This is a genomic window from Myceligenerans halotolerans (assembly GCF_054782975.1).
Map to the genome: position 1 here is coordinate 364,062 of NZ_BAAGRL010000012.1, position 20,195 is coordinate 384,256.

Below are 20,195 nucleotides of genomic sequence, written 5' to 3' on the forward strand. Positions count from 1 at the left end.
CCGACGGTCTGCCGAACAGTCAGTTGGTTCGTTTCAACCCCTGTGCCGCAGGGCATAGGTGACTGTTCGGCGGCGCGAGCTGGGACCAGGTGACTGCTCGGCAGAGCGGGTCGGAACCAGGAGGCTGTTCGGCCGGGCCCCGGCGCAGTCAGGGGCGGTGGGCGACGATTGCGGTGGCGCCCAGGTCGTCGGACATGGTCCGCGGGGTGAGACCCGCCCGGCGGGCGGCGCCTGCGGCCGCCTCGGCCTGGTCGTGGCCCGTTTCGAAGAGGAGGGCGCCACCCGGGCGGAGCCAGCCCGGTGCGGCCTCGATCGCGCGACGCAGGACGCCCAGGCCGTCCGCGCCGCCGTCGAGCGCGAGCCGGGGTTCGTGGTCGCGGGCCTCGCGGGGCATGAGCGCGATGGCCTCGGTCGGCACGTAGGGCGCGTTGCACAGCAGGACGTCCACCCGGCCCCGGAGCGATCGCGGCAGGGGAGCGTCGAGATCGCCGTCGTGCACGACGGCGGTCAGCCGGCCGCCCCGGACGGCGCCGATGCCCGCGCCGGCATCTGCCCCGGTGGCTGTGCCGGCGTCGACGGCAGGGCCGGTCAGGTTCCTCCGTGCGCACGTGGTGGCTGCGGGGTCGACGTCGGCCGCGTGCAGTTCGACGTCGAACCCCGCGGCGATCAGGTCGAGCGCGACCGACCCGCCCAGCGCCCCGCACCCGCAGCAGAGATCCACGACGACGAGGCCCGCGTGCCCGACGCCGGAATCGGGCGCCGGCCCGTCCGGGTGGGACTCGGCATCGTCGAGCCGCTGGGCACCAGGCGTCGCCGTGCCGACTGCGGCCGGACCGGGCGTATCCACCCCGGTCCGGGCGGCGGAGGTGGCAGTCGGGTGTGCTCCGGGCGGTGAGTCCAGGTGGGACAGCGCCTCCGCGACCAGGAGCTCCGACCGGCGGCGCGGGACGAAGACGCCCGGCGCGACCGCCCAGCGCCGGCCCCACAGCTCCGCCCAGCCGAGCACCTGCTCCAGCGGCGCCCCGCCGATCCGCGCGGCGACCAGGCGTTCGAGGCGCTCCGGATCGGCGCGACCGCCGGGCGTCGTCTCGCCGGCGCCTGTTCCGGCGTCCGGCGAGGTGCGGGCCGCCTCGGTCAGAAGCTGCGCCTCGTCCTCGGAGAACACACAGCCGGCCGCCCGTAGCCGCGCGACAAGCGCGGGGTCCTCATGCATCGGCCGATCGTAGAGCGGCCGATCCCCGCCACCGAAATCGAGTTGCGGCTGGTGGCAGGGATCGGCGGACGCCCACGGGACGCCAGGCGGTCGGACTGACGCCGTGTGGTCGGTCAGACGTCGGATGGTCGGCTTGATGTCGGATGATCGGTCCCCCGAGCGACCGATCACCCGACATCAAGCCGACCACTCGATGTCTGACCGACCGCTCAGCGGTGTACCGGCAGAGAACGAGTCGGGGGCCGCGACCCCTGGAGGGCCGGCTTGTCCGGAGGCTTCACCCCACGGGTGTGTGCCCGCGGCTCACGGGTAGAGGCCGCGGATCTGGTGGGCCTCCGCGACCTTCTGCACGCCGATCGTGATGGCCGCGTCACGCAGCGACAGGCCCTCCCGCCGCGCCAGCTCGGCCACGCCCCGGTACGCCTGGTGCATCCTGTGCTCGAGCTTCTCGGCGATCTCCTGCTCGGTCCACCAGTACGTCTGGTTCGCCTGTACCCACTCGAAGTAGGACACGACGACGCCGCCCGCGTTCGCCAGCACGTCCGGCACCACGACGACGTCGTTCTTGGCGAGCAGGGTGTCGCCCGCCTCCGTCGTCGGACCGTTCGCACCCTCGACCACCCAGCGCGCCCGGACCGTGCCCGCGGTGTGCTCGTCGAGGACTCCCTCGATGGCGGCGGGGGCCAGCACGTCGACGTCGAGCGCGAGCAGCTCGATGTTGGTGATCGGGTCGGCGTCGTCGAACCCGACCACCGAGCCGGTGGCACGCGCGTGCTCCATGAGGCGGGGAACGTCCAGGCCGCCGTCGTTCCGGATGCCGCCGTACTGGTCGCTGACGGCGACCACCTTCGCGCCGCGCTCGGCGAAGATCTCGGCGGCGTGCCCGCCGACCTTGCCGAAACCCTGGATCGCCACGGTGGTGCCCTCCAGCGGCACGCCCGCGTCCGCGAGGGCGGCGGCCGTGACGTGCACCAGTCCCGCGGACGTCGCCGTGCCGCGACCCAGCGACCCGCCCACGGCGAGCGGCTTGCCGGTGACCACGGCAGGGATCGTGTAGCCCTTGGCGACCGAGTACGTGTCCATGACCCAGGCCATGGTCTGGGCGTCGGTGCCCATGTCGGGCGCCATGATGTCGTTGTCCGGGCCGATCATCGGCATGATCTCGGACGTGTAGCGCCGGGTGACGCGTTCCAGCTCGCCGGTGGAATAGCCGCGCGGATCGATGGCGACGCCTCCCTTGGCGCCGCCGTACGGCAGGTTCACCACGCCGCACTTCCAGGTCATCCACATGGCGAGGGCCCGGACCTCGTCGATCTCGACCCTCGGGTGGTAGCGCAGACCGCCCTTGCCGGGGCCGAGGCTCACGTTGTGCTGCACGCGGAACCCGTGCAGCACCTCGGTGGTGCCGTCGTCGCGGCGCAGGGGCACGGCCACGTGCATCTCACGGCGCGGCATGCGCAGCATGGTGTGCAGGCCGTCGTCGTAACCGAGGATGTCGACCGCAGCGGCGAGCTGGGCGTGCGCGGTGTCGAGTGCCGAACCGGTGGCCGGAGGGGCCTCCCCGGTCGGTGTGGTGGGAGCGACCGGGGCGGCCTCAGCGGCCTCGGTGGCGGACGTCGTTGTCACATGGTCCTCCGGGGAGAACGGGCGCCGATGCCTTTGTGGGGCCGATGGCGCGGGATCATCAGAGCGCGGGATCTGCGCCCTGTCTTCAATCTATCCCTCAACGGGCCAGGCAGGCAGGATGAATGCCGGATCGAATCGTGACGATACGGCAAACATCCCGCCCGCCGTTGTGACCGGCGGGTGAGGGACGGACTCAGTCCCGGGCGAGCCGCCACGCGGCCGGCAGCAGGGCGCCCGCGAGGACGGCCTTGATCGCGTCGCCGATCAGGAACACGCCAGCGCCGGCCATGAAGGCCTCGCCCGGCGCCATGCCGGCGACGACCGCCAGCCACGGCACGCCGATCGCGTAGATCACCGCGGAACCGGCGGCGAACGCGAGCACGGTGCCGAGCACGCCGCGGTCCATGCCGCGCCGGGCCAGCGCGCCGACCGCGGCACTCGCCACGACGAAGCCGATCAGGTAGCCGCCCGACGCGCCGAAGAGCACCTCGGCCCCGGCGCCGCCCCCGGCGTAGACCGGCAGGCCGACCAGGCCCACGCCCACGTACAGGACCTGGGCGGCGGTGCCGCGGAACGGGCCGAGCGCGGCGGCGCCGAGCAGCACGGCGAAGGTCTGTCCGGTGATCGGGACGGGCAGGCCGGGGATCGGGATGCGGAGCTGTGCGGCCAGAGCCGTGAGGGCGGCGACGGCGACCACGAGCGTGACGTCCCGGGTGATCGCGCGGGCACGGCTCGACTCGGCTGGGATCAGGTCGGCGAGGACGCGGCGCGGGTTCGTGCGCGGCACGAGGGGGAAGGCAAGGCTTGTCATGAACACGACAGTACGAGGCGGTGGGGCACGGCGTCGTCGGGATCAGATGCCCGTGAAAGCGCGGTCAACTTGTGGGAAACCGACAACCACCTTCCGGGTCGCGGAGACTTGAGGCACGCTGCGGCAGCCACCACCTGAAAGGAACTGTGACGATGCGGACCACATTCGGAGAGCTGGAACGCCTGGTCGGGACGACGCTCGGCCCCGGCGACTGGGTCGAGGTGGACCAGGAGCGGATCGACCGGTTCGCCGAGGCGACCGAGGATCCGCAGTGGATCCACGTCGACGCCGAGCGCGCGGGCGCCGGGCCGTTCGGCGGGACGGTCGCACACGGCTACCTGACACTGTCGCTGCTGCCGCGCCTGATGCGCGGGCTGCTCGTGGTGGACGGCGCCGCGATGGTGGTCAACGCGGGGTCCGACCGGGTGCGCTTCCTCACCCCGGTCCGCTCCGGCAGGCGGGTGCGCGCGACGGCCGTCGTCGCCGCGGTCACGCCCGGCGAGCGGGGCACGCGCGTGGAGAGCGACGTCACGGTCGAGATCGAGGGCGAGGCGAAGCCCGCCCTGATCGCCCGCACCATCGCCCTCCACATCCCGGCCTGACCCGAGCCATCGCCCCGGGTAACTGACGGGAGTTCAACAGGGTCCCGCAGACCTTCTGAGACCCTTTAAATGGATTCGAAACCCTGTTGAACCCAGCTCAGCACGCTGCTCCGGCCCGCCGCCGCGGTGGGCCAGTACTCCGCTCAGCGGCGGATGTGCCCGTAGCGGTGCATCGTGCGGCTGATCGCCTGCTCGCGGAGCATGGTCAGGAGCTCACGGCGCCCGCTGGCCAGGACGGGTGCGTCCAGGACCGTGACCGTCGCCAGGCGGCTCGCCGCGGCCTCCCGCAGGCCCGGCGCCTCGCCGAGCACCCGGATCCTTCCGGTGACCAGGCCGTCCGCGACCGCCTCGGCGAACTCGTCGTGCGTGAGGTGCCCGACGGCGGTCCGTGGCGTGCCCGCCGGAGCGGGGCCCTCGCCGACGACAGCCGTCCGCGACACGTCGACCGGCACGCCCGCGCGCTCGGCCGCCGCGAGCACCCGCTTCACCTCGACCTCGCGCGCGCCGTCTCCCACGCGCACCGTCAGGCCCGGCACCGGCCGGTAGCGGAACACGTTCGCCTCCGCGTCGAGCCCCGTGGGGTCGTGCTCCACGCCGAACTCGCGGGCCCACCAGCGCTCGTCGTCGGCCACGGCGGCGGCGAGCCAGCCGTCCGGGTCGTCGTCGCGCGACGGGACGTCCACCGCGTCGGACCACGCGCCCAGCTGGGCCACGTAGTTCGGCCCGCCGGCCTTGGCGCCCGGTCCGACCGACGACGCCTTCCACCCGCCGAACGACTGCCGCTGCACGACAGCCCCGGTGATGTGCCGGTTCACGTAGGCGTTGCCCACCTCGACGCGGTCCAGCCAGTGGTCGATCTCCGCCTCGTCGAGGGAGTGCAGGCCGCCGGTGAGGCCGAACGAGACCGCGTTCTGCAGCTCGATCGCCTCGTCCAGGGTGCGCGTGGTCATGATGCCGAGCACCGGCCCGAACACCTCGGTCAGGTGGAAGAACGACCCCGGCCGGACGCCCTCACGCACGCCGGGCGTCCACAGGCGGCCGTACGCCAGGCCCGCCTCGCGGGCCGCGGCGTCCAGGCGGCGCGGCCGCACCAGCCACGACTCGCCCTGCTCCAGCGTGGTCAGCGCGCGCAGCAGCTTGCCCTGCGCGGGCTCGGTCAGCGGGCCCATCACGGTGGACAACGACGTCGGCGGACCGACGGCGAGCGACCGCACCGCGTCGACGAGCTGGCGCCGGAACCGCTCCCCGGTCACGCTCCTCGGGTCACCGACCGATCCCACGAGGATCACCAGCGACGCCGCCGAGCACTTCTGCCCGGCGTGCCCGAAGGCGGAGCGCACCACGTCCGCGACCGCGAGGTCCAGGTCCGACGACGGCGTGACGACCAGCGCGTTCTTGCCGCTCGTCTCCGCCAGGATCTGGAGGCCGGGCCGCCAGGAGGCGAACATCTCGGCGGTCTCGATCGCGCCGGTCAGCACCACGCGGGCCACGCCGTCGTGCGTCACGAGGCGTCGGCCCAGGTCGCCGTCGGGCACCCGGACGTACTGGACGACGTCGCGCGCCACGGCCGGGTCCAGCCCGATCTCGGGGGCGACCTCGTCGAGCGCCGCGTGCACCGCGTCGACCGCCAGCTCGTAGCAGCGCGGCGTGGGCGGCGCGGGCTTGGCGATCACGGCGGAGCCGGCGGCCATCGCGGCGAGGACGCCGCCGATCGGGATCGCGACCGGGAAGTTCCAGGGCGGGGTGACGAGCGTGACGCCGCCCGCGTGGAACTCCGCGCCCGGGTACGCACCGGACGCCGGGTCGAGGCGCTCGGCGCTCACCGCGTAGTAGTCGGCGAAGTCGATCGCCTCGCTGATCTCGGGGTCCACCTCGGCCACGGTCTTGCCGGCCTCGTGCACGGCGGCGGCGACCAGATCGGTGCGCGCGGCCTCCAGGTGGCGGGCGGCGGCACGCAGCACCTTCGCGCGGTCGGCGGGGGCGACCTGGGACCAGGCGGCCGTGGCCCGGCCCGCCGTGGCGACGACGTCGTCCACCTGCTCGACGGTCGCGAGCGGCCGGGCGATGGCGGGGACGAAGCCCGCGCGGTCGCCGATCACGTGCGCGGCCCAGTCGCGCGAGGCGCCGACGGCGGGGTCGGTGTCCACGGCGTTGCGGAACCCGGCCGAGTTGTCGGAGGGCAGCGCGTCCTCGGACGGCCCCGTCTCCGGGAGCCCGGGGAGGGCGGCGCGCGGCACGCGGCGGGAGGCGACGTCGGACGGGCCGTAGTGCACGCCGTTGGCGACCGATCCGCGGAACGCCGCTTCCTGCAGCTCCATCGGATCGACGGCGGCACCGCCCTCGTGCGCCTCGGCGAACATCGCGTAGACGAAGTTCTCCTTGGTCGCGTTCTCCTCGAGGCGACGCACCAGGTAGGAGATCGCGACGTCGAAGTCCTCGTCCCGCACCACCGGCGTGTAGAGCACCACGCGACCGCCGTCGGGCGCGATCTCGTCCCGCACGGCCGCCGACTCGGCGGGCGCCATGCCCTGCAGCATCTCGATGTCGAGCGCGTCGGCGACGCCGCGTCCGCGGGCCAGCTGCACGGCGAGTGCCACGTGGTAGAGGTTGTGCGAGGCTGCGCCGATCCGGACGGCGGCGGCACGCTCGGGCCGCAGCGCGTCGTCCAGGAGGCGCACGTAGTTGGCGTCCACGTCGGGCTTGGTCGGGTAGGGGGCCTGCGGCCAGTCGTGCAGGGCCGCCTCGACGCGCTCCATCGACAGGTTCGCACCCTTGACGAGCCGCACCTTGATCCGGGCGCCGCCCGCGGCGACGCGTTTCTGCGCAAACGCGGTGAGGTCGTCCAGGGCGCCCTGCGCGTCGGGCAGGTACGCCTGGAGCACGATGCCGGCCTCCTGCTCGCGGAACTCGTCCCGGTCGAGGACCGCCTTGAACACCTCGGCGGTGAGCGCGAGGTCGCGGTACTCCTCCATGTCGAGGTTGACGAAGACGCCGTGCTCGCGCGCGGCGCGGTACAGCGGGAGGAGCGACTCGACGACGCGGTCGCGGGAGCCCGGCAGGTCCCAGGTCACGAGCTGCGCCGCGACGCTCGACACCTTGACGGACACGTAGTCGACGTCGGGCCGCTCGACGAGCCTGATCGTGCGGTCGAGGCGCGCTGCCGCCTCGGCCTCGCCGAGTACCGCCTCGCCGAGCAGGTTGACGTTGAGGGTGTAGCCCTGGGCGCGGGTGCGGGACAGGTGGGCGGTGAGCCCGGGGCCGGCGTCGGCCACGAGATGGCCGACGAGCTGCTTGAGCCGGGCACGCGCGGCGGGGACGACGACGGCGGGTGCGACGGGCGCGGCCAGCGCCCCGGCGCGGAACAGCAGCTTGTCGACCGGACCCAGGAAGGTGGCGGTGCCGGCCTGGCTGCCGAGCCGGGCCAGGGCCTTGGCGGCGACATGCGAGTCCTGGGGGCGGGCGACGTCGTCCACGAAGCTCATCGCGAGTTCGAGACCGGCGGGGTCCGAGACCAGGGCGCTGAGCGACTCGGAGGCGCGCGCGGCGGCGCGGTCGGCGGCCGACGGACGGGTGGCGCGTTCCTCGCTCGCGCGGATCCAGCGGCGGGCGAGGGCGACGGCGTCGTCGGCCAGGGACTCGGCGGAGACGGCGGCGCTCGTGGCGCCTGCCGGCACGTCGTCGTGCACCGAGACTGCACGGGGGTGCTGGGCAGAAGTCTTCATCCCTCCAGGGTGCACCCTGCGCGCGCGGAGCGTATTGGCGGAATTCCTCATTCCCCGGAGAGATTCCGGTCAAGGCCGAACCGCAGGCCGGCGCCGCGGACACGCCGGCGGGAGATGGGCGAGATGATGGGACGATGAGCATCTCCGCGACCGAGGCGACCTGGCCCGAGGCGAGGGCATTGCTGGAGGCGCTCAGCCCGGCAATGGTCTCGCTGATGGACGAACTGACGGGCGTGATGTTCTGCGCGAAGGACGCGGGCGGCCGATACGTGCTGGTCAACGAGGTCTTCGTGGCGCGGACGCGCGAGCGGTCGCGGCGTGACGTCGTCGGGCGGCGGGCGCCGGACCTCTTCGTCGCCGATCTCGCCGAGCGCTACGAGAGCCAGGACGACCAGGTCCGGGTGACGGGACGGCCGCTGCGCGGCGAGCTGGAGCTGATCCGCCACGTCGGCGGGGCGCCCGGCTGGTTCCTCACGGCCAAGCTGCCGGTGCAGGACGCGGCGGGCGACTTCGTGGGACTGGTCTCGGTCTCGCAGGACCTGCGCTCCGGGGACGCCGACGACGCGACGATCCGCGACATGGCTCATCTGCGCCACGAGGTCGAGGCGCGCCTGGACCTCGGGGAGGTGCCGTCGGTGCGGGACCTGGTCGCGCTGTCCGGATACGGCGCCGGCGCCCTGGACCGCCGTGTCCGGAGGGTGTTCGGGCTCTCGCCGCGGCAGCTCGTGCTGCGGCTGCGGGTGGACCGCGCGACGCACCTGCTCACATCGACGATGGTGCCGCTGGCGCAGGTCGCGACGGCGGCCGGCTTCTCGGACCAGGCGTCGTTCACGCGCACGTTCGCGCGGGTCACGGGCGAGACCCCGGCGGCGTTCCGGCGCCGCAGTGCGTGACGGGGCGGCGGCGTGCGGGTGCTGTCAGGCGCGTGGCCGGTACTTTCTTGAGTGATCGGCAGTTCGATCTGCCGATCACTCAAGAAAGTACCGACCACAGAAACCACGGAGCGCGGCTCAGGCCGAGGCGCCCTCGATCAGTTCGACCTCGAAGACCTGGGGGTCCGGGGTAACCTTCTCGCCCGCCAGCAGCGCCAGCAGCGTGCTCGTGGCCGCGTTGACCATCTCGACTGCCGGGTTGCGCACGGTGGTCAGGCGGGGAGTCGTGGAGGCCGCGACGCCCAGATCGTCGAACCCGGTCACCGCCACGTCGTCCGGTACCGACAGCCCGCGGGCGGTGATCGCGCGCAGGGCGCCCTCCGCCATGAGGTCGGACGCGGCGAAGATCGCGTCCACGTCGGGGTGCTCGTCGAGCAGGCGCTGGGTCGCCTCGGTCCCGCCGGCGATGGTGAAGTCCCCCTCGACGACGGCGTCGTCGGGCAGCCCGGCCTCCCGCATCTCGGCCCGCCAGCCCGCCAGACGGTCCACGCCCGAGGTCATGTCGAGCGGTCCCGAGAGGGTGGCGATGCGGCGGCATCCCCGGTCGATCAGCCGACGGGTGGCCAGTCGGCCACCTGCCACGTTGTCGACGTCGACCCAGCGCAGGCCCTCGGCCTCGAACGGCCGGCCCACGAACACCGCGGGCAGCGATCCGCCGGCCAGCTCCGGCTCCAGCCGGTCGCCCCGGTGGTGCGAGGTGACGATGACGCCGTCGACGTGTCCGCTGCCCAGGTAGCGGGCCATGTGGCCCGGACGCTCGCCGGGCCGTGCCAGCAGCAGGACGAGCTGCAGGTCGGTCCCGGCGAGGCCGGCGGAGACGCCCCGCAGCGTCGCCGCGAGGAACGGGTCGGTGAAGATGCGCTCGTCCGGCTCGGGCATCACGAGCGCGATCGAGTCGGTGCGCCGCGTCACCAGGGAGCGGGCGGCGCGGTTGGGCAGGTACCCGAGCCGGGCGACGGCGTCGTCGACGGCCGCCTGCGCCTCCGGGGAGACGCGCAGGCCACCGTTGATCGCGCGGGACGCGGTGGACCGTGATACTCCGGCAGTGCGCGCGACGTCGTCCAGCGTGGGTGGTCCCTCAGGCGCCAGCGCGCACCCCCTCAGTAGGCCGGCCGCGCGTGCGGCCGAGTGCTTCAGCGAGCGGGCAGCTCCGGCACGGAACCGCCCGTTGCGACCTGACCGTACCAGCGTCCGGAGGCCTTCACGACGCGTTCCTGGGTTTCGTAGTCGACGCGGACGAGGCCGAACCGCTTGCCGTAGCCCCAGGCCCACTCGTAGTTGTCGAGCAGCGACCAGCCGAAGTAGCCGCGGACGTCAGCGCCCTCGTCGATGGCGTCCTTGATGGCGCGCAGGTGACCGTCGATGTACTCGATGCGGTCGTGGTCCTCGACATAGCCGTCGGCGTCCGGCACGTCGTCGTAGGCGCAGCCGTTCTCCGTGAGGTACATGGCGATGCCGCGAGGGCCGGTGTAGTCCTGCTGCAGCCGGAGCAGGAGCCGCGTGAGGCCCTCGGGCTGGATCTCCCAGTTCTGGTCGGTGAGCGGCAGGCCGCGCGGGTGCACGTACGCGCCGTCCCCGCCGGGGAACGGGGACGACGTCGGCCGGCTGAGCGGGGCGTTGCCGGCCAGCGGGTTCGTGGCGGGGACGGCCGCCACGGCGTTGCCGTGGTAGTAGTTCACGCCGAGGGTGTCGATCGGCGTCGAGATGGTCTCGAGGTCACCGTCCCGGATGTGCTCGGTGAGGCCGTACGGCTCGACGTCGGCCAGGACGTCGTCCGCGTAGGCGCCGCGCAGGACGGGGTCGGCGAAGATCCGGTTGAAGGCGCCGTCGAGCCGGCGGGCGGCCTCGACGTCGGCGGGGTCGTCCGGGTTCAGCGGGTCCTCCACCTCGAAGTTCAGGGTGATGCCGAGGTTCGCGTCCGGCGCGCGCTCGCGCAGCGCCTCGATGGCGAGGCCGTGGCCGAGCATGAGGTGGTGCGCGGCGGCCAGGCCGTCCTCGCGGGACTGCCGGCCGGGCGCGTGCTGGCCGCCCGTGTACCCGAGGAACGCGGCGCACCACGGCTCGTTGAGCGTGGTCCACACGCCGACCCGGTCGCCGAGGCGCTCGTGCGTGGCGACCGCGTAGTCGCGGAAGCGGTAGGCCGTGTCCCGGACCGGCCAGCCGCCGTCGTCCTCGATGCCCTGCGGCAGGTCCCAGTGGTAGAGCGTGAGCCAGGGAAGGATGCCGGCGCCGAGCAGCTCGTCCACGAGACGGTCGTAGTAGTCCAGGCCCGCGGCGTTGAACTCGCGGCCGCCGGGCTGGATGCGGGCCCAGGAGGTGGAGAACCGGTAGGCCTTGATGCCGAGCTCCTGCATCAGTGCGACGTCCTCCGGGTATCGGTGGTACTGGTCGCAGGCGACCTCGCCGTCCTCCTGGTTGAGGACGGCGCCGGGAACGCGCGCGAACACGTCCCAGATCGAGTCCTCCCGTCCGTCGGTGCGTGCCGCGCCCTCGACCTGGTAGGCCGCGGTCGCCGCGCCCCAGAGGAAGTCCGGCGGGAAGTCCACGCGCCCGCTCCCGTTGGCACCGCGCGCCGGGCGGGGCGTACTCGGGGTGTACGGGAGCGCGGTTCCCGGTGCGGCCAGGGTGCCTCCGCCCGTAGGTCCGGTCGCTGCTGCGATCTCGACGTCCATCGTGTTCCCTTCGACGTGGGCGGGTGCGGCCGGACGACCTGTGCCGGTCGGCAGCACTCGGATGAGGTGTGGTAGCGCTCCCATGCCCGAACGATCGTTGTCTGATCCCCGTGTCGTGTCAAGCCGGGGCCGTTGAACGGCGCGCGCCGCACGGCCCACGAGTCTTCGCCACGCCGGTGCGCGGCGTCGAGCGACGTGAAACGGTTAAGACGGCGCGCGGACAGCGCCTACCTGCGCGACCTCTCACGGACGGCCCGGCTTCCTGGTCGCCGTGGAGCCTGTGGTCCGGGCCCCGACACGAGGTTCCCGTCCTTGCCACGAGTTTTCCGCCGCCCCCTCCCGGCGGACGCGCGGAAACCTCGTGCCCAGGACGGAAACCTCATCCCGCTGCCGGTGTCGCTACGGCCGCTCGCCGGCGAGCCAGGCGCGGCCCGCCTCGGCCTCGGCCTCCAGCGCGGTGCGGACGGCCTTGGAAGCCGCTTCCTCCACCACGGCGCCGAACAGCGGGACGGTCGACCGGACGTCGCCGTCGTAGGTGAGTCGCGTGCCGCCGTCGGCCAGCGGTTGCAGCCGGCCCGTCCCCGTGATGCGCACGGGCGCGCCGATGATCTCCACGGACAGGGTGCCGACGCGCCTGCCGTCCGCCGCGGCCTCCCAGGCCTCCGCCTGGCGGATCTCGAGGGCGCCGCCCACGAACGAGCGCGCCTGCGCGGGGATCTGGTCGGTGGCGAGCGTCCGGCGCACCACCACGGTGAATCCGTGGTCCACGGAGCCGGTGACGTCCACCTGCTCGACCGTGCCACCGCCCGGTGTCCCGGCACGCACGGTCCGCTCCGACCGCCAGCGGACGAACTCCACGTCGGCGAACATCGCCGAGACGTCGTCAAGGCCGGCGGGGTATGTCAGGTCGACCGTCAGGTGCACGTGCTCTCCTCGAGGTCGGTCGTGCCAGTGGTCAGAACTCTAACGTGTCGGGGTTGCCCGCAGGTTCCGAGGGCGGCCGGGGAACCCGGTCCGGAGCGGGGGAGAGCGGGACCGACGGCGGACCCGGCGCACGGACTCCTGGCGCGACCTTCTACGCTTGAGCCGTGTCCGCGATGAGTGACCTGATCCTCGAGCATGCCGAGCTGGAACCGGCCGACGTCGAGTGGCTGCATCTTCTCGTCGGCGACTGGCAGGTGATCTCGGACCTCGCTTTCGCCGACCTGGTGCTCTGGCTACCGACCACGGACGGGTTCGTGGCGCTCGCCCAGTGCCGGCCGTCGACGGGGTCGACCGTGCACTACGACGACATCGTCGGGTCGTACGCGCCCGAGGGGCAGCGCCCGCAGCTCCGTCGCGCCATCGAGGAGACCCGCGCCCAGCGCGCCCGGGAGCCCCGCTGGTTCGGCGCGTACGCGGTGCGTGAGGAGGCCGTACCGGTGGTGCACAAGGGACGCGCGATCGCCGTCGTCTCCCGGCAGACGAACCTGGGGTCGGGCCGCACACCGTCGCGCCTCGAACTGAACTATGTCGAGGCGGCCGACGACCTCGTCGCGATGATCGCCCGTGGCGAGTTCCCGCTGCCCAACGCCGCGACCGGGCCGCGACGGGGCGCGCCGCGCGTCGGCGACGGCCTGATCCGGCTGAACTCCGAGGGCGAGGTCCTGTACGCGAGCCCGAACGCGCTGTCGTGCTTCCACCGGCTCGGCGTCATCGGGCCGCTGGGCGGCCAGTCGCTCGTCGAGGTCGTCGCCCGGGTCGTCGAGAGGCAGGCGAACCCCGTCGACGAGTCGCTGCCGCTGGTGATGATGGGCCGGGCGCCGTGGCGCACCGACGTCGAGGCGCGGGGGGTCGCGTTGTCGCTGCGTGCCATGCCGCTCACCGACCACGGTCACCGCATCGGTGCCGTGCTGCTGTGCCGCGACGTGTCGGAGCTGCGGCGCCGCGAGCGGGAACTGATCACGAAGGACGCGACGATCCGCGAGATCCACCACCGCGTGAAGAACAACCTGCAGACCGTCGCAGCGCTGCTGCGGCTCCAGGCGCGGCGCATGGACGTGCCCGAGGCGCGCGCGGCCCTGGAGGAGGCGATGCGCCGCGTCGCGACCATCGCGCTCGTGCACGAGTCGCTCTCGCAGACGCTCGAGGAACAGGTGGAGCTCGACGACATGGTGGGTCGCGCGCTGCGCCTCACCGCGGACGTGGCGTCGGCCCAGACCACAGTCCGGACCGTACGGAACGGGTCGTTCGGGCTCGTGCCCGCGCAGGACGCGACGCCGCTCGCGCTGGTCCTCACGGAGCTGGTGACGAACGCCGTGGAGCACGGGTTCCCGGGGGGACGGGCCTCGGGCACGGTCGAGGTGAACGTGGAGCGCAGCGGCAGCGACATGCGGGTGATCGTGTCCGACGACGGCGTCGGGCTGCCGTCGGGAGAGGACGGCGCCGCGGGCGGGGCCGGACCGGGCAGCGGCCTGGGCACGCAGATCGTGCGGACGCTCGTGATGAACGAGCTCGGCGGGACGATCGAGTGGTCCGCGCGCGACGGCGGCGGCACCGAGGTGGAGCTGCGCCTGGTGCTGCGCGACGGCGGCGGGCGGGCGTCGTGAGGCCTCGCGGTCGTCCGCATCCGGCTGGACGCGACGAAGCGCCCGGGACGATGGGGGAGTCCCGGGCGCTTCGCCGACGAACGTGGGGGTGCGTGACTGGTGGGGTGGCCCTCAGCCGGCGCGGCGGGCGCGGGCGGTGCGGCGCTTGAGCGCGCGGCGCTCGTCCTCGCTCATGCCGCCCCAGACGCCGGAGTCCTGCCCGGAGTCGATCGCCCACTTGAGGCAGGTGTCGACGACGTCGCATCGACGACACACAGCCTTGGCCTCCTCGATCTGCAGCAAGGCAGGTCCGGTGTTGCCGATGGGGAAGAACAGCTCAGGGTCTTCTTCGAGGCACGCTGCACGGTGGCGCCAGTCCATGTCGGATACTCCTTGTGGTGGAACGTACCTGCCGTTCGGGTGCCGGGCGGTGATGACCCGCGCCGTTGTCGTGCGTTCTGGGGGCGCACACCGGCCCGGGCATGCTCTGCGTCCGTGGGCAGCGGCTGTGCAACGTTTTCGGCCGCAGTGCGCCGAGGGCGCTCGAACTTCAGGTGTGTTCGGGGGGTTGGGCTTGCTGGTACTAGGTTCACATCTCGTGAAGCCGCGCACAAGGGGTTGCAGCAAACTTTCCCTGTCACAGCAGGTGAGGTTTCCGTCACATTATTGTGAATCTGCACTTCACCGCTATCTCCTCTGACAACCCCACACACGAAAGCGATACTGTGAGCAGATCTTTGCCATTGCTACGTTCACTTCTGGCACTCCTTGTGGTAGAGGCCGTCGGCGTCGGCGCCTTCGCGCTGGCAATCCTCGGAGAGATGGCGCTGCGCGGCTCCGAGGCTCCTGAGGTCGCCATCTTCCTCGTGCTCACCCTGGGTGGCGCGGCATGGGCTCTCGTGGCCGCCGGGAGGGCACTGCTGCGGGGGAGCCGCGTGGCAAGAGGTTTCGCCGTCACCTGGCAGTTGTTCCAGATCTTCGCGGGATTGGCAGGGGCGTTGGGCGGCGGACCGCTGTGGGCGGTGATCAGTGGCTGGACGGTCGTCCTTCTCGCGGTCGTGGTGCTGGTGCTGCTCATGATGCCGCCGGTAATAGAAGCAACGACTAGGACGTCCGTCCATGAGGATTGATGCATTCTGTGCGAGGTCGCGGCGCAGTTCCGGAGGCGCGTCGTCGCGGCCCGTGACGATCCGGGGCGACGGTCCGCGGCCGTCCGCTGCGCCGGCACCACCGCGACGTGTCAGCCGCATGAGAAGGCCGAGGTGACGGGCCGCCGGACCCGTCACCTCGGCGTGTTGCTCCCGCGGAGCGTCAGCCCGCGGCCGCCGCCAGGGCGGCCTGGTAGGCCGCGACGTCGCCGCTGCCGTTGGGGCCGGCGAAGGCGAGCGTCGCCTCGGAGATCGCGTTGAGCTGCGCAACCGGGACGGCGGCGCCGTGCGCCAGGGAGGAGACGATCGCGTCCTCCTCGAATGACGTGATCGCCAGCCGCTGGTACTCGGTGAACTCGTCGCGGTCCACGTCGGTGCGGGCGGGAATGGAACCCTTGATCTTGTTGAACGCCACCTGGCCTTCGAGCGAGCTGACCGTCTCCAGCCAGGCCTCCGTGTCCTCCGGGCTCAGGATGCCGGCGGTCATCGTGAACGAGTCGGCGAGAAAGTCGAACGTGCCGGCGGTGCCGGGGGCCGGGACGGCCACATAGCCCTCGCCGAGGGTCATCTCCGCCTCGTCGAACGCGCTCACCGCCCAGTCGCCCATCACGTTGAACGCGGCCTCGCCGTTGATGACCATCTCGGTGGCCGTCGCCCAGTCGTGGTCCTCGCGGTCGTCGTTCGTGTACGACATCAGCGTCTTGAAGTTCTGGAGCGCGGTGGTGACCTCCGGGCTCGTCCAGTCCGTGCGGCCGTCCCAGAGCCCGTTGTAGGCCTGGGGGCCGAGCGTGCCCAGCAGGACCGTCTCCAGCAGGTGCACCTGCGTCCACGTGGTCCCGACCGAGAGCGGCGTGACGCCGGCCTTGTCGAGCTTCTCGAGGTCCGTGATGAAGGCGCCGATGCTCTCGTACCGGGCGGAGGGATCGATCCCGTTGTCCTCCAGTACGGTGGGGTTGGCCCACATCACGTTCGCGCGGTGGATGTTCGAGGGGACCGAGTAGATCTTCCCGTCGTCGGTCGACAGTCGATCGATCAGGTCCTCGGGGAACGCGTCGGTCAAACCGTACTTCTCGTACAGGTCCGACACGTCGACGACGTAGCCGTCCTTGATGTAGTCGTCGATCTCCGCGCCGGCGTGGACCTGGAAGGTGTCCGGCGGGTCCTGGTTCTCCAGACGTGACTGGAGGTGGTCCTTGGCCGCGGAGCCGCTGCCACCGGTGACGCCGTCGTTGATGAACTCGATGTCCGGGTGCTGCTCCTCGAACACCTCAGCCAGCGCGTCCAGCGCTGTCTTCTCGACTCCCGCGGCCCACCAGGTGTACACACCGACGTCAGCATGGGTTCTGAGAGATGGCGTGGTCTCTCCTGGTGATGCGCCGCCGCAGGCGGCAAGCGTCATGACGAGCGCGGTAGCTGTCGCCACCGCCGCCGTCGTCCTCCGAGTCACTCGCATCTGGTGGACCTGAACTTCCTTCGTCGTTGGAGACCGGGCAGAGAACTGCCTGGACTCCGGCTGGGGGTGAGACATCCGCTGCCCGGCTGGGTGGTGGTGCCCAGGAGCATAGCGAACAGGCGGAGCCGTGAGTTTCAGCCCTTGACGGAGCCGGACATGAGGCCGCCGACGAAGTACTTGCCGAGGATGATGTAGACCAGCAGCGTCGGCAGCGACGCCAGCAGGGCACCGGCCATGGAGACGCCGTAGTTCTGCAGGAGCGCGCCGTTGGCGAGGTTGTTGAGGGCGATGGTGACGGGGCCGTTCTGGCTGGAGGAGAAGAAGACGGCGAACAGGAAGTCGTTCCAGGCGTTGGTGAACTGCCAGATGAGCACGACGGTGAAGCTCGGGATGGAGATGGGCAGCAGCACGTTCCAGTAGGTGCGCAGCATGCCGGCCCCGTCCACGCGGGCGGCCTCGATGAGCTCGGCGGGCACGGTCATGTAGTAGTTGCGGAAGATCAGCGTGGTGATCGGGATGCCGTACACGATGTGCAGCAGGATCAGCGAGGGGATGCCGCTGGGGATGCCCATGCCCAGGACGAGCTGGTTCAGCGGGATCATCACGGCCTGGTAGGGGATGAACATCCCGAACAGGATGAGGGTGAACACGATGTCGGCACCCCGGAAGCGCCAGCGGGCCAGCACGAAGCCGTTCAGCGAGCCGAGGAACGCGGAGATGATCGTCGAGGGGATCACCATCTGCAGGGAGCGCCCGATGGCGGGCGCGAGGGTGGTCCAGGCGCCCTGCCAGTTCTCCAGGGTCCACAGGGTCGGCAGCGCCCACGCGCGCGTGGGCGCGGCGTCGCCGGCGCCCTTGAAGCTGGTGACGAACAGCACGTACACCGGAATCAGCACGACGATGACGACGAGCAGCATCACGGCGTAGCGCAGGGTCCGGCCGGCCGCGTAGCGAGCAGGGGTCGTGGCGCCGCGTTGCGCGGGCGTCTTCCTGCTGATCGGTTCCAGGAGGGTGGTCATCGCTTTTCCTCCCGGTGCGTGTGGACGAGGTAGGGCACGATGACGGCGGCGACGATGATCAGGAGAATGGCGCCGACAGCGGCAGCATTGGCGTAGTCGAAGCTGGACTTGAACACGAACATGTCCACGGCGGGGACCTTCGTCTGGTAGTTGGCCGGCTTGGAGATGGACATGATCAGGTCGAAGGACTTGAGGCTCATGTGGCCGATGATGATGAGGGCGGAGAGAGCCACGGGGGACAGCTGGGGGAACAGGACATGGCGGTAGAGCTGGAGCTCGGTGGCGCCGTCCATGCGTGCGGCCTCGCGGAGTTCCTCGGGGATGCCGCGGAATCCGGCGAGGAAGAGTGCCATGACGTAGCCGGAGAGTTGCCAGATGGCGGGAATCGCGATGGCGGTGATGCCGACGGTGACGTTGTTCCACCAGTTGTTCTGCAGGAAGTCCAGGCCGACGATCTGGAACAGGCGGTTGAGGCCGGAGGCCTGTTCGTCCTGGTTGGAGTTGAGCAGCCAGCGCCAGACCACGCCGGAGGCCACGAAGGACACGGCCATGGGAAACAGGTAGATGGCGCGGAAGAATCCTTCGCCCTTGACGGGCTTGTCCAGGAGCCAGGCCCAGCCGAAGCCCATGAGCATGGTCCCGGCCAGGAACACGGCTGTGAACAGGACCAGGTTGGTCAGGGAATGCTGGAAGTCTTGACTGGCCAGCAGGGCGAGGTAGTTGTCGAACCAGACGGTGGCGGCGGGGGCTTGTCCGGTGGCCTGGGCCGCGGTGTGGTTGTCGGTGAACGACATCTGGAAGTTCGCCGCGATCAGCCCGTAGACGAACACCCCCAGAAGCAGCAAAGAGGGGGCGAGCAGGAGTAAGGGAGGCCCCACCCGCCGCAGTTTCTTCAGCATGTCGTCACTTTACGAGTGTGAGACGGGGTTCCGCGCTCGGAGGAACGCGAGGTTGCGTGGGCCGTCGGTGGCGTTTGCCGCCTCCTGCCTCCGGGAAGCGACAGGGCGCCGTGCCGGACGCGTTTCGTGAGCCTGTCCGGGCTCTCGCATCCGTGCACGGCACCCTGCCGTTCCTGCACCGTGTCCCGCACCGGCCGGAGCCGGTGCGCGGCGCATCGGTCGTGTCAGCTCTGTGCGGCTGCGGCGAGCTCGGCCTGGAAGGCGTCCAGGTCGGAAGCGCCGGTGGTGAACTTGCTCGTCGCGTCGCTGATCGCGTTCAAGGTCGCCACCGGAGTGGCGGCACCGTGGGCGAGCGATGAGGCGATGGTGTCGTTCGCGAACGACTCGATCGCCGTCTGCTGGTATTCGGAGAACTCGGCGGGGTCTGCGTCGGTCCGGGCCGGGATGGAGCCCTTGGCCTTGTTGAACGCGACCTGTCCGTCCAGGGACCCGATGGTCTCCAGCCAGGCGTCGGTGCCCGCGGGATCAGGAGCGCCGACCGGCTTGGTGAAGGAGTCGGCCAGGAAGTCGAACACGCCGTCGGTGCCCGGGGAGGGCACGGCGACGAAGTCGGTGCCCAGTTCCTTCTGCTGCTCCTCGAACGCGGCCACGGCCCAGTCACCCATGATGTTGAACGCGGCCTGACCGTCGATGACCTGCTGGGTGGCCTCCGGCCAGTCCAGGCCGTCCCGGTCGGAGTTCGTGAACGACATGATCGTCTCGAAGTCCTCCAGCGCGCCCGTCACCTCGGCGGAGGTCCAGTCGGTCGACCCGTCCCACAGGCCCTGATACGCCTCCGGGCCCAGGCCGGCCAGCAAGATGGTCTCCAGCAGGTGCACCTGCGTCCAGGTCGTGGCCACCGAGATCGGGGTCACTCCCTCCCCGTCCAGCGTCTCCAGGTCCGCGATGAACGCGTCCAGGTCCGCGTACTCCGCGCTCGGGTCCAGCCCTGCGTCCTCCAGCACGCTCGGGTTGGCCCACAGCACGTTCGCGCGGTGGATGTTGGACGGGATGGAGTAGATCGCCCCGTCCTCGGTGGAGATCCGCTCGACCAGGTCGGCCGGGAAGACGTCGGTGAGCCCGAACTCGTCGTACAGCCCGGACACGTCCTCGATCTGGGCGGCGTCGATGTAGTCCTGCAGTTCCGCACCGGCGTGGGCCTGGAACGTGTCCGGCGGGTCCTGGGCCTGCAGACGCGTCTGCAGCAGGTCCTTGGCCGCCGACCCCGCACCACCGGCCACCGCACCGTTGATGAACTCGGTGTCCGGGTGCTGCTCCTCGAACACGCCCACCAGCGCATCCAGACCTGCCTTCTCCGAACCCGCCGCCCACCAGGTGAACACCTCCACCTGATCCGCGCCGCCTTCGGTGCCGGCCTCCTCCGAACCGCCGCCGCCGCACGCCGCCAACGCCATACCCAGCACGGCGGCCGAAGCCACCACGCCGGCCGACTTTCGATGTACTCGCATTTCGAGTCCTGAGCCTTCCTCGG

16 protein-coding genes are annotated in these 20,195 nt (G+C 71.5%); 4 read left to right on the forward strand and 12 right to left on the reverse strand.

The genetic code is table 11. The annotated features are described in order from the left end of the window. Positions 1-148 precede the first annotated feature (148 nt). From ACYVK5_RS10815 to ACYVK5_RS10825, 3 genes are all read right to left on the reverse strand, one after another. Entirely contained in the window at positions 149-1,213 is a 1,065-nt protein-coding gene (locus ACYVK5_RS10815; RefSeq protein WP_460704694.1) for a class I SAM-dependent methyltransferase, read from the reverse strand. 303 nt (positions 1,214-1,516) lie between these two features. Then, positions 1,517-2,839, reverse strand: a complete 1,323-nt coding sequence (locus ACYVK5_RS10820) for a Glu/Leu/Phe/Val family dehydrogenase (protein WP_460704696.1) — start codon at positions 2,837-2,839, stop codon at positions 1,517-1,519. 193 nt (positions 2,840-3,032) lie between these two features. Further along, complete coding sequence (locus ACYVK5_RS10825) at positions 3,033-3,650, reverse strand: biotin transporter BioY (protein ID WP_460704698.1); 618 nt, start codon at positions 3,648-3,650, stop codon at positions 3,033-3,035. 152 nt (positions 3,651-3,802) lie between these two features. Between ACYVK5_RS10825 and ACYVK5_RS10830 the strand changes: the two genes are divergently transcribed. Further along, a complete protein-coding gene (locus ACYVK5_RS10830; protein ID WP_460704700.1) occupies positions 3,803-4,252 on the forward strand; it encodes a MaoC family dehydratase in 450 nt (149 codons plus the stop codon). 143 nt (positions 4,253-4,395) lie between these two features. Here ACYVK5_RS10830 and ACYVK5_RS10835 read toward each other — a convergent pair whose 3' ends face one another. Then, complete coding sequence (locus ACYVK5_RS10835) at positions 4,396-7,974, reverse strand: bifunctional proline dehydrogenase/L-glutamate gamma-semialdehyde dehydrogenase (RefSeq protein WP_460704702.1); 3,579 nt, start codon at positions 7,972-7,974, stop codon at positions 4,396-4,398. A 134-nt stretch (positions 7,975-8,108) separates the two neighbouring features. On the opposite strand from ACYVK5_RS10835, the gene ACYVK5_RS10840 reads away from it, so the two are divergent. Next, on the forward strand, positions 8,109-8,867 hold the full coding sequence (locus ACYVK5_RS10840) for a helix-turn-helix domain-containing protein (protein ID WP_460704704.1): 759 nt from the start codon (positions 8,109-8,111) through the stop codon (positions 8,865-8,867). Positions 8,868-8,984: 117 nt separating this feature from the next. Here the strand turns inward: ACYVK5_RS10840 and ACYVK5_RS10845 are convergent, their stop codons facing one another. The 3 genes from ACYVK5_RS10845 to ACYVK5_RS10855 form a co-directional block, all read right to left on the reverse strand. Further along, positions 8,985-9,995 (reverse strand): LacI family DNA-binding transcriptional regulator, encoded by a 1,011-nt coding sequence (locus ACYVK5_RS10845; RefSeq protein WP_460704780.1) that lies wholly within the window; start codon positions 9,993-9,995, stop codon positions 8,985-8,987. A 44-nt stretch (positions 9,996-10,039) separates the two neighbouring features. Further along, positions 10,040-11,578: a GH1 family beta-glucosidase gene (locus tag ACYVK5_RS10850; protein ID WP_460704782.1), complete on the reverse strand. Its 1,539-nt coding sequence runs from the start codon at positions 11,576-11,578 to the stop codon at positions 10,040-10,042. A 399-nt stretch (positions 11,579-11,977) separates the two neighbouring features. Beyond that, positions 11,978-12,502: a DUF2505 domain-containing protein gene (locus ACYVK5_RS10855; protein WP_460704706.1), complete on the reverse strand. Its 525-nt coding sequence runs from the start codon at positions 12,500-12,502 to the stop codon at positions 11,978-11,980. A gap of 173 nt (positions 12,503-12,675) precedes the next feature. Between ACYVK5_RS10855 and ACYVK5_RS10860 the strand changes: the two genes are divergently transcribed. Further along, positions 12,676-14,166, forward strand: coding sequence for a sensor histidine kinase (locus ACYVK5_RS10860; RefSeq protein WP_460704784.1), 1,491 nt, complete (start codon positions 12,676-12,678; stop codon positions 14,164-14,166). A gap of 111 nt (positions 14,167-14,277) precedes the next feature. Here the strand turns inward: ACYVK5_RS10860 and ACYVK5_RS10865 are convergent, their stop codons facing one another. Continuing rightward, positions 14,278-14,526 carry a WhiB family transcriptional regulator gene (locus tag ACYVK5_RS10865; RefSeq protein ID WP_123813288.1) on the reverse strand — a complete coding sequence of 83 codons (249 nt, stop codon included), beginning with the start codon at positions 14,524-14,526 and terminating at the stop codon, positions 14,278-14,280. Between the two features lie 287 nt (positions 14,527-14,813). Here ACYVK5_RS10865 and ACYVK5_RS10870 point away from each other — a divergent pair, with 287 nt between their 5' ends. Next, a complete protein-coding gene (locus ACYVK5_RS10870; protein WP_460704709.1) occupies positions 14,814-15,275 on the forward strand; it encodes a hypothetical protein in 462 nt (153 codons plus the stop codon). A gap of 181 nt (positions 15,276-15,456) precedes the next feature. On the opposite strand, the gene ACYVK5_RS10875 is transcribed toward ACYVK5_RS10870, so the two are convergent. The 4 genes from ACYVK5_RS10875 to ACYVK5_RS10890 form a co-directional block, all read right to left on the reverse strand. After that, a complete protein-coding gene (locus ACYVK5_RS10875; RefSeq protein WP_460704711.1) occupies positions 15,457-16,716 on the reverse strand; it encodes an ABC transporter substrate-binding protein in 1,260 nt (419 codons plus the stop codon). Between the two features lie 164 nt (positions 16,717-16,880). Continuing rightward, entirely contained in the window at positions 16,881-17,765 is an 885-nt protein-coding gene (locus ACYVK5_RS10880; RefSeq protein ID WP_460704713.1) for a carbohydrate ABC transporter permease, read from the reverse strand. After that, positions 17,762-18,664, reverse strand: coding sequence for a carbohydrate ABC transporter permease (locus ACYVK5_RS10885; protein WP_460704715.1), 903 nt, complete (start codon positions 18,662-18,664; stop codon positions 17,762-17,764). The genes ACYVK5_RS10880 and ACYVK5_RS10885 overlap by 4 nt, the downstream gene beginning before the upstream one ends. Positions 18,665-18,888: 224 nt before the next feature. After that, a complete protein-coding gene (locus ACYVK5_RS10890; protein WP_460704717.1) occupies positions 18,889-20,172 on the reverse strand; it encodes an ABC transporter substrate-binding protein in 1,284 nt (427 codons plus the stop codon). Positions 20,173-20,195: the final 23 nt, after the last annotated feature.

Bases quoted from the DNA above. Each gene is read 5' to 3' on its own strand.
- ACYVK5_RS10815 (WP_460704694.1), bottom strand. From the start codon at position 1,213: ATGCATGAGGACCCCGCGCTTGTCGCGCGGCTACGGGCGGCCGGCTGT.
- ACYVK5_RS10825 (WP_460704698.1), bottom strand. From the start codon at position 3,650: ATGACAAGCCTTGCCTTCCCCCTCGTGCCGCGCACGAACCCGCGCCGC.
- ACYVK5_RS10830 (WP_460704700.1), top strand. From the start codon at position 3,803: ATGCGGACCACATTCGGAGAGCTGGAACGCCTGGTCGGGACGACGCTC.
- ACYVK5_RS10835 (WP_460704702.1), bottom strand. From the start codon at position 7,974: ATGAAGACTTCTGCCCAGCACCCCCGTGCAGTCTCGGTGCACGACGAC.
- ACYVK5_RS10840 (WP_460704704.1), top strand. From the start codon at position 8,109: ATGAGCATCTCCGCGACCGAGGCGACCTGGCCCGAGGCGAGGGCATTG.
- ACYVK5_RS10850 (WP_460704782.1), bottom strand. From the start codon at position 11,578: ATGGACGTCGAGATCGCAGCAGCGACCGGACCTACGGGCGGAGGCACC.
- ACYVK5_RS10860 (WP_460704784.1), top strand. From the start codon at position 12,676: ATGAGTGACCTGATCCTCGAGCATGCCGAGCTGGAACCGGCCGACGTC.
- ACYVK5_RS10865 (WP_123813288.1), bottom strand. From the start codon at position 14,526: ATGGACTGGCGCCACCGTGCAGCGTGCCTCGAAGAAGACCCTGAGCTG.
- ACYVK5_RS10880 (WP_460704713.1), bottom strand. From the start codon at position 17,765: ATGACCACCCTCCTGGAACCGATCAGCAGGAAGACGCCCGCGCAACGC.
- ACYVK5_RS10885 (WP_460704715.1), bottom strand. From the start codon at position 18,664: ATGCTGAAGAAACTGCGGCGGGTGGGGCCTCCCTTACTCCTGCTCGCC.
- ACYVK5_RS10890 (WP_460704717.1), bottom strand. From the start codon at position 20,172: ATGCGAGTACATCGAAAGTCGGCCGGCGTGGTGGCTTCGGCCGCCGTG.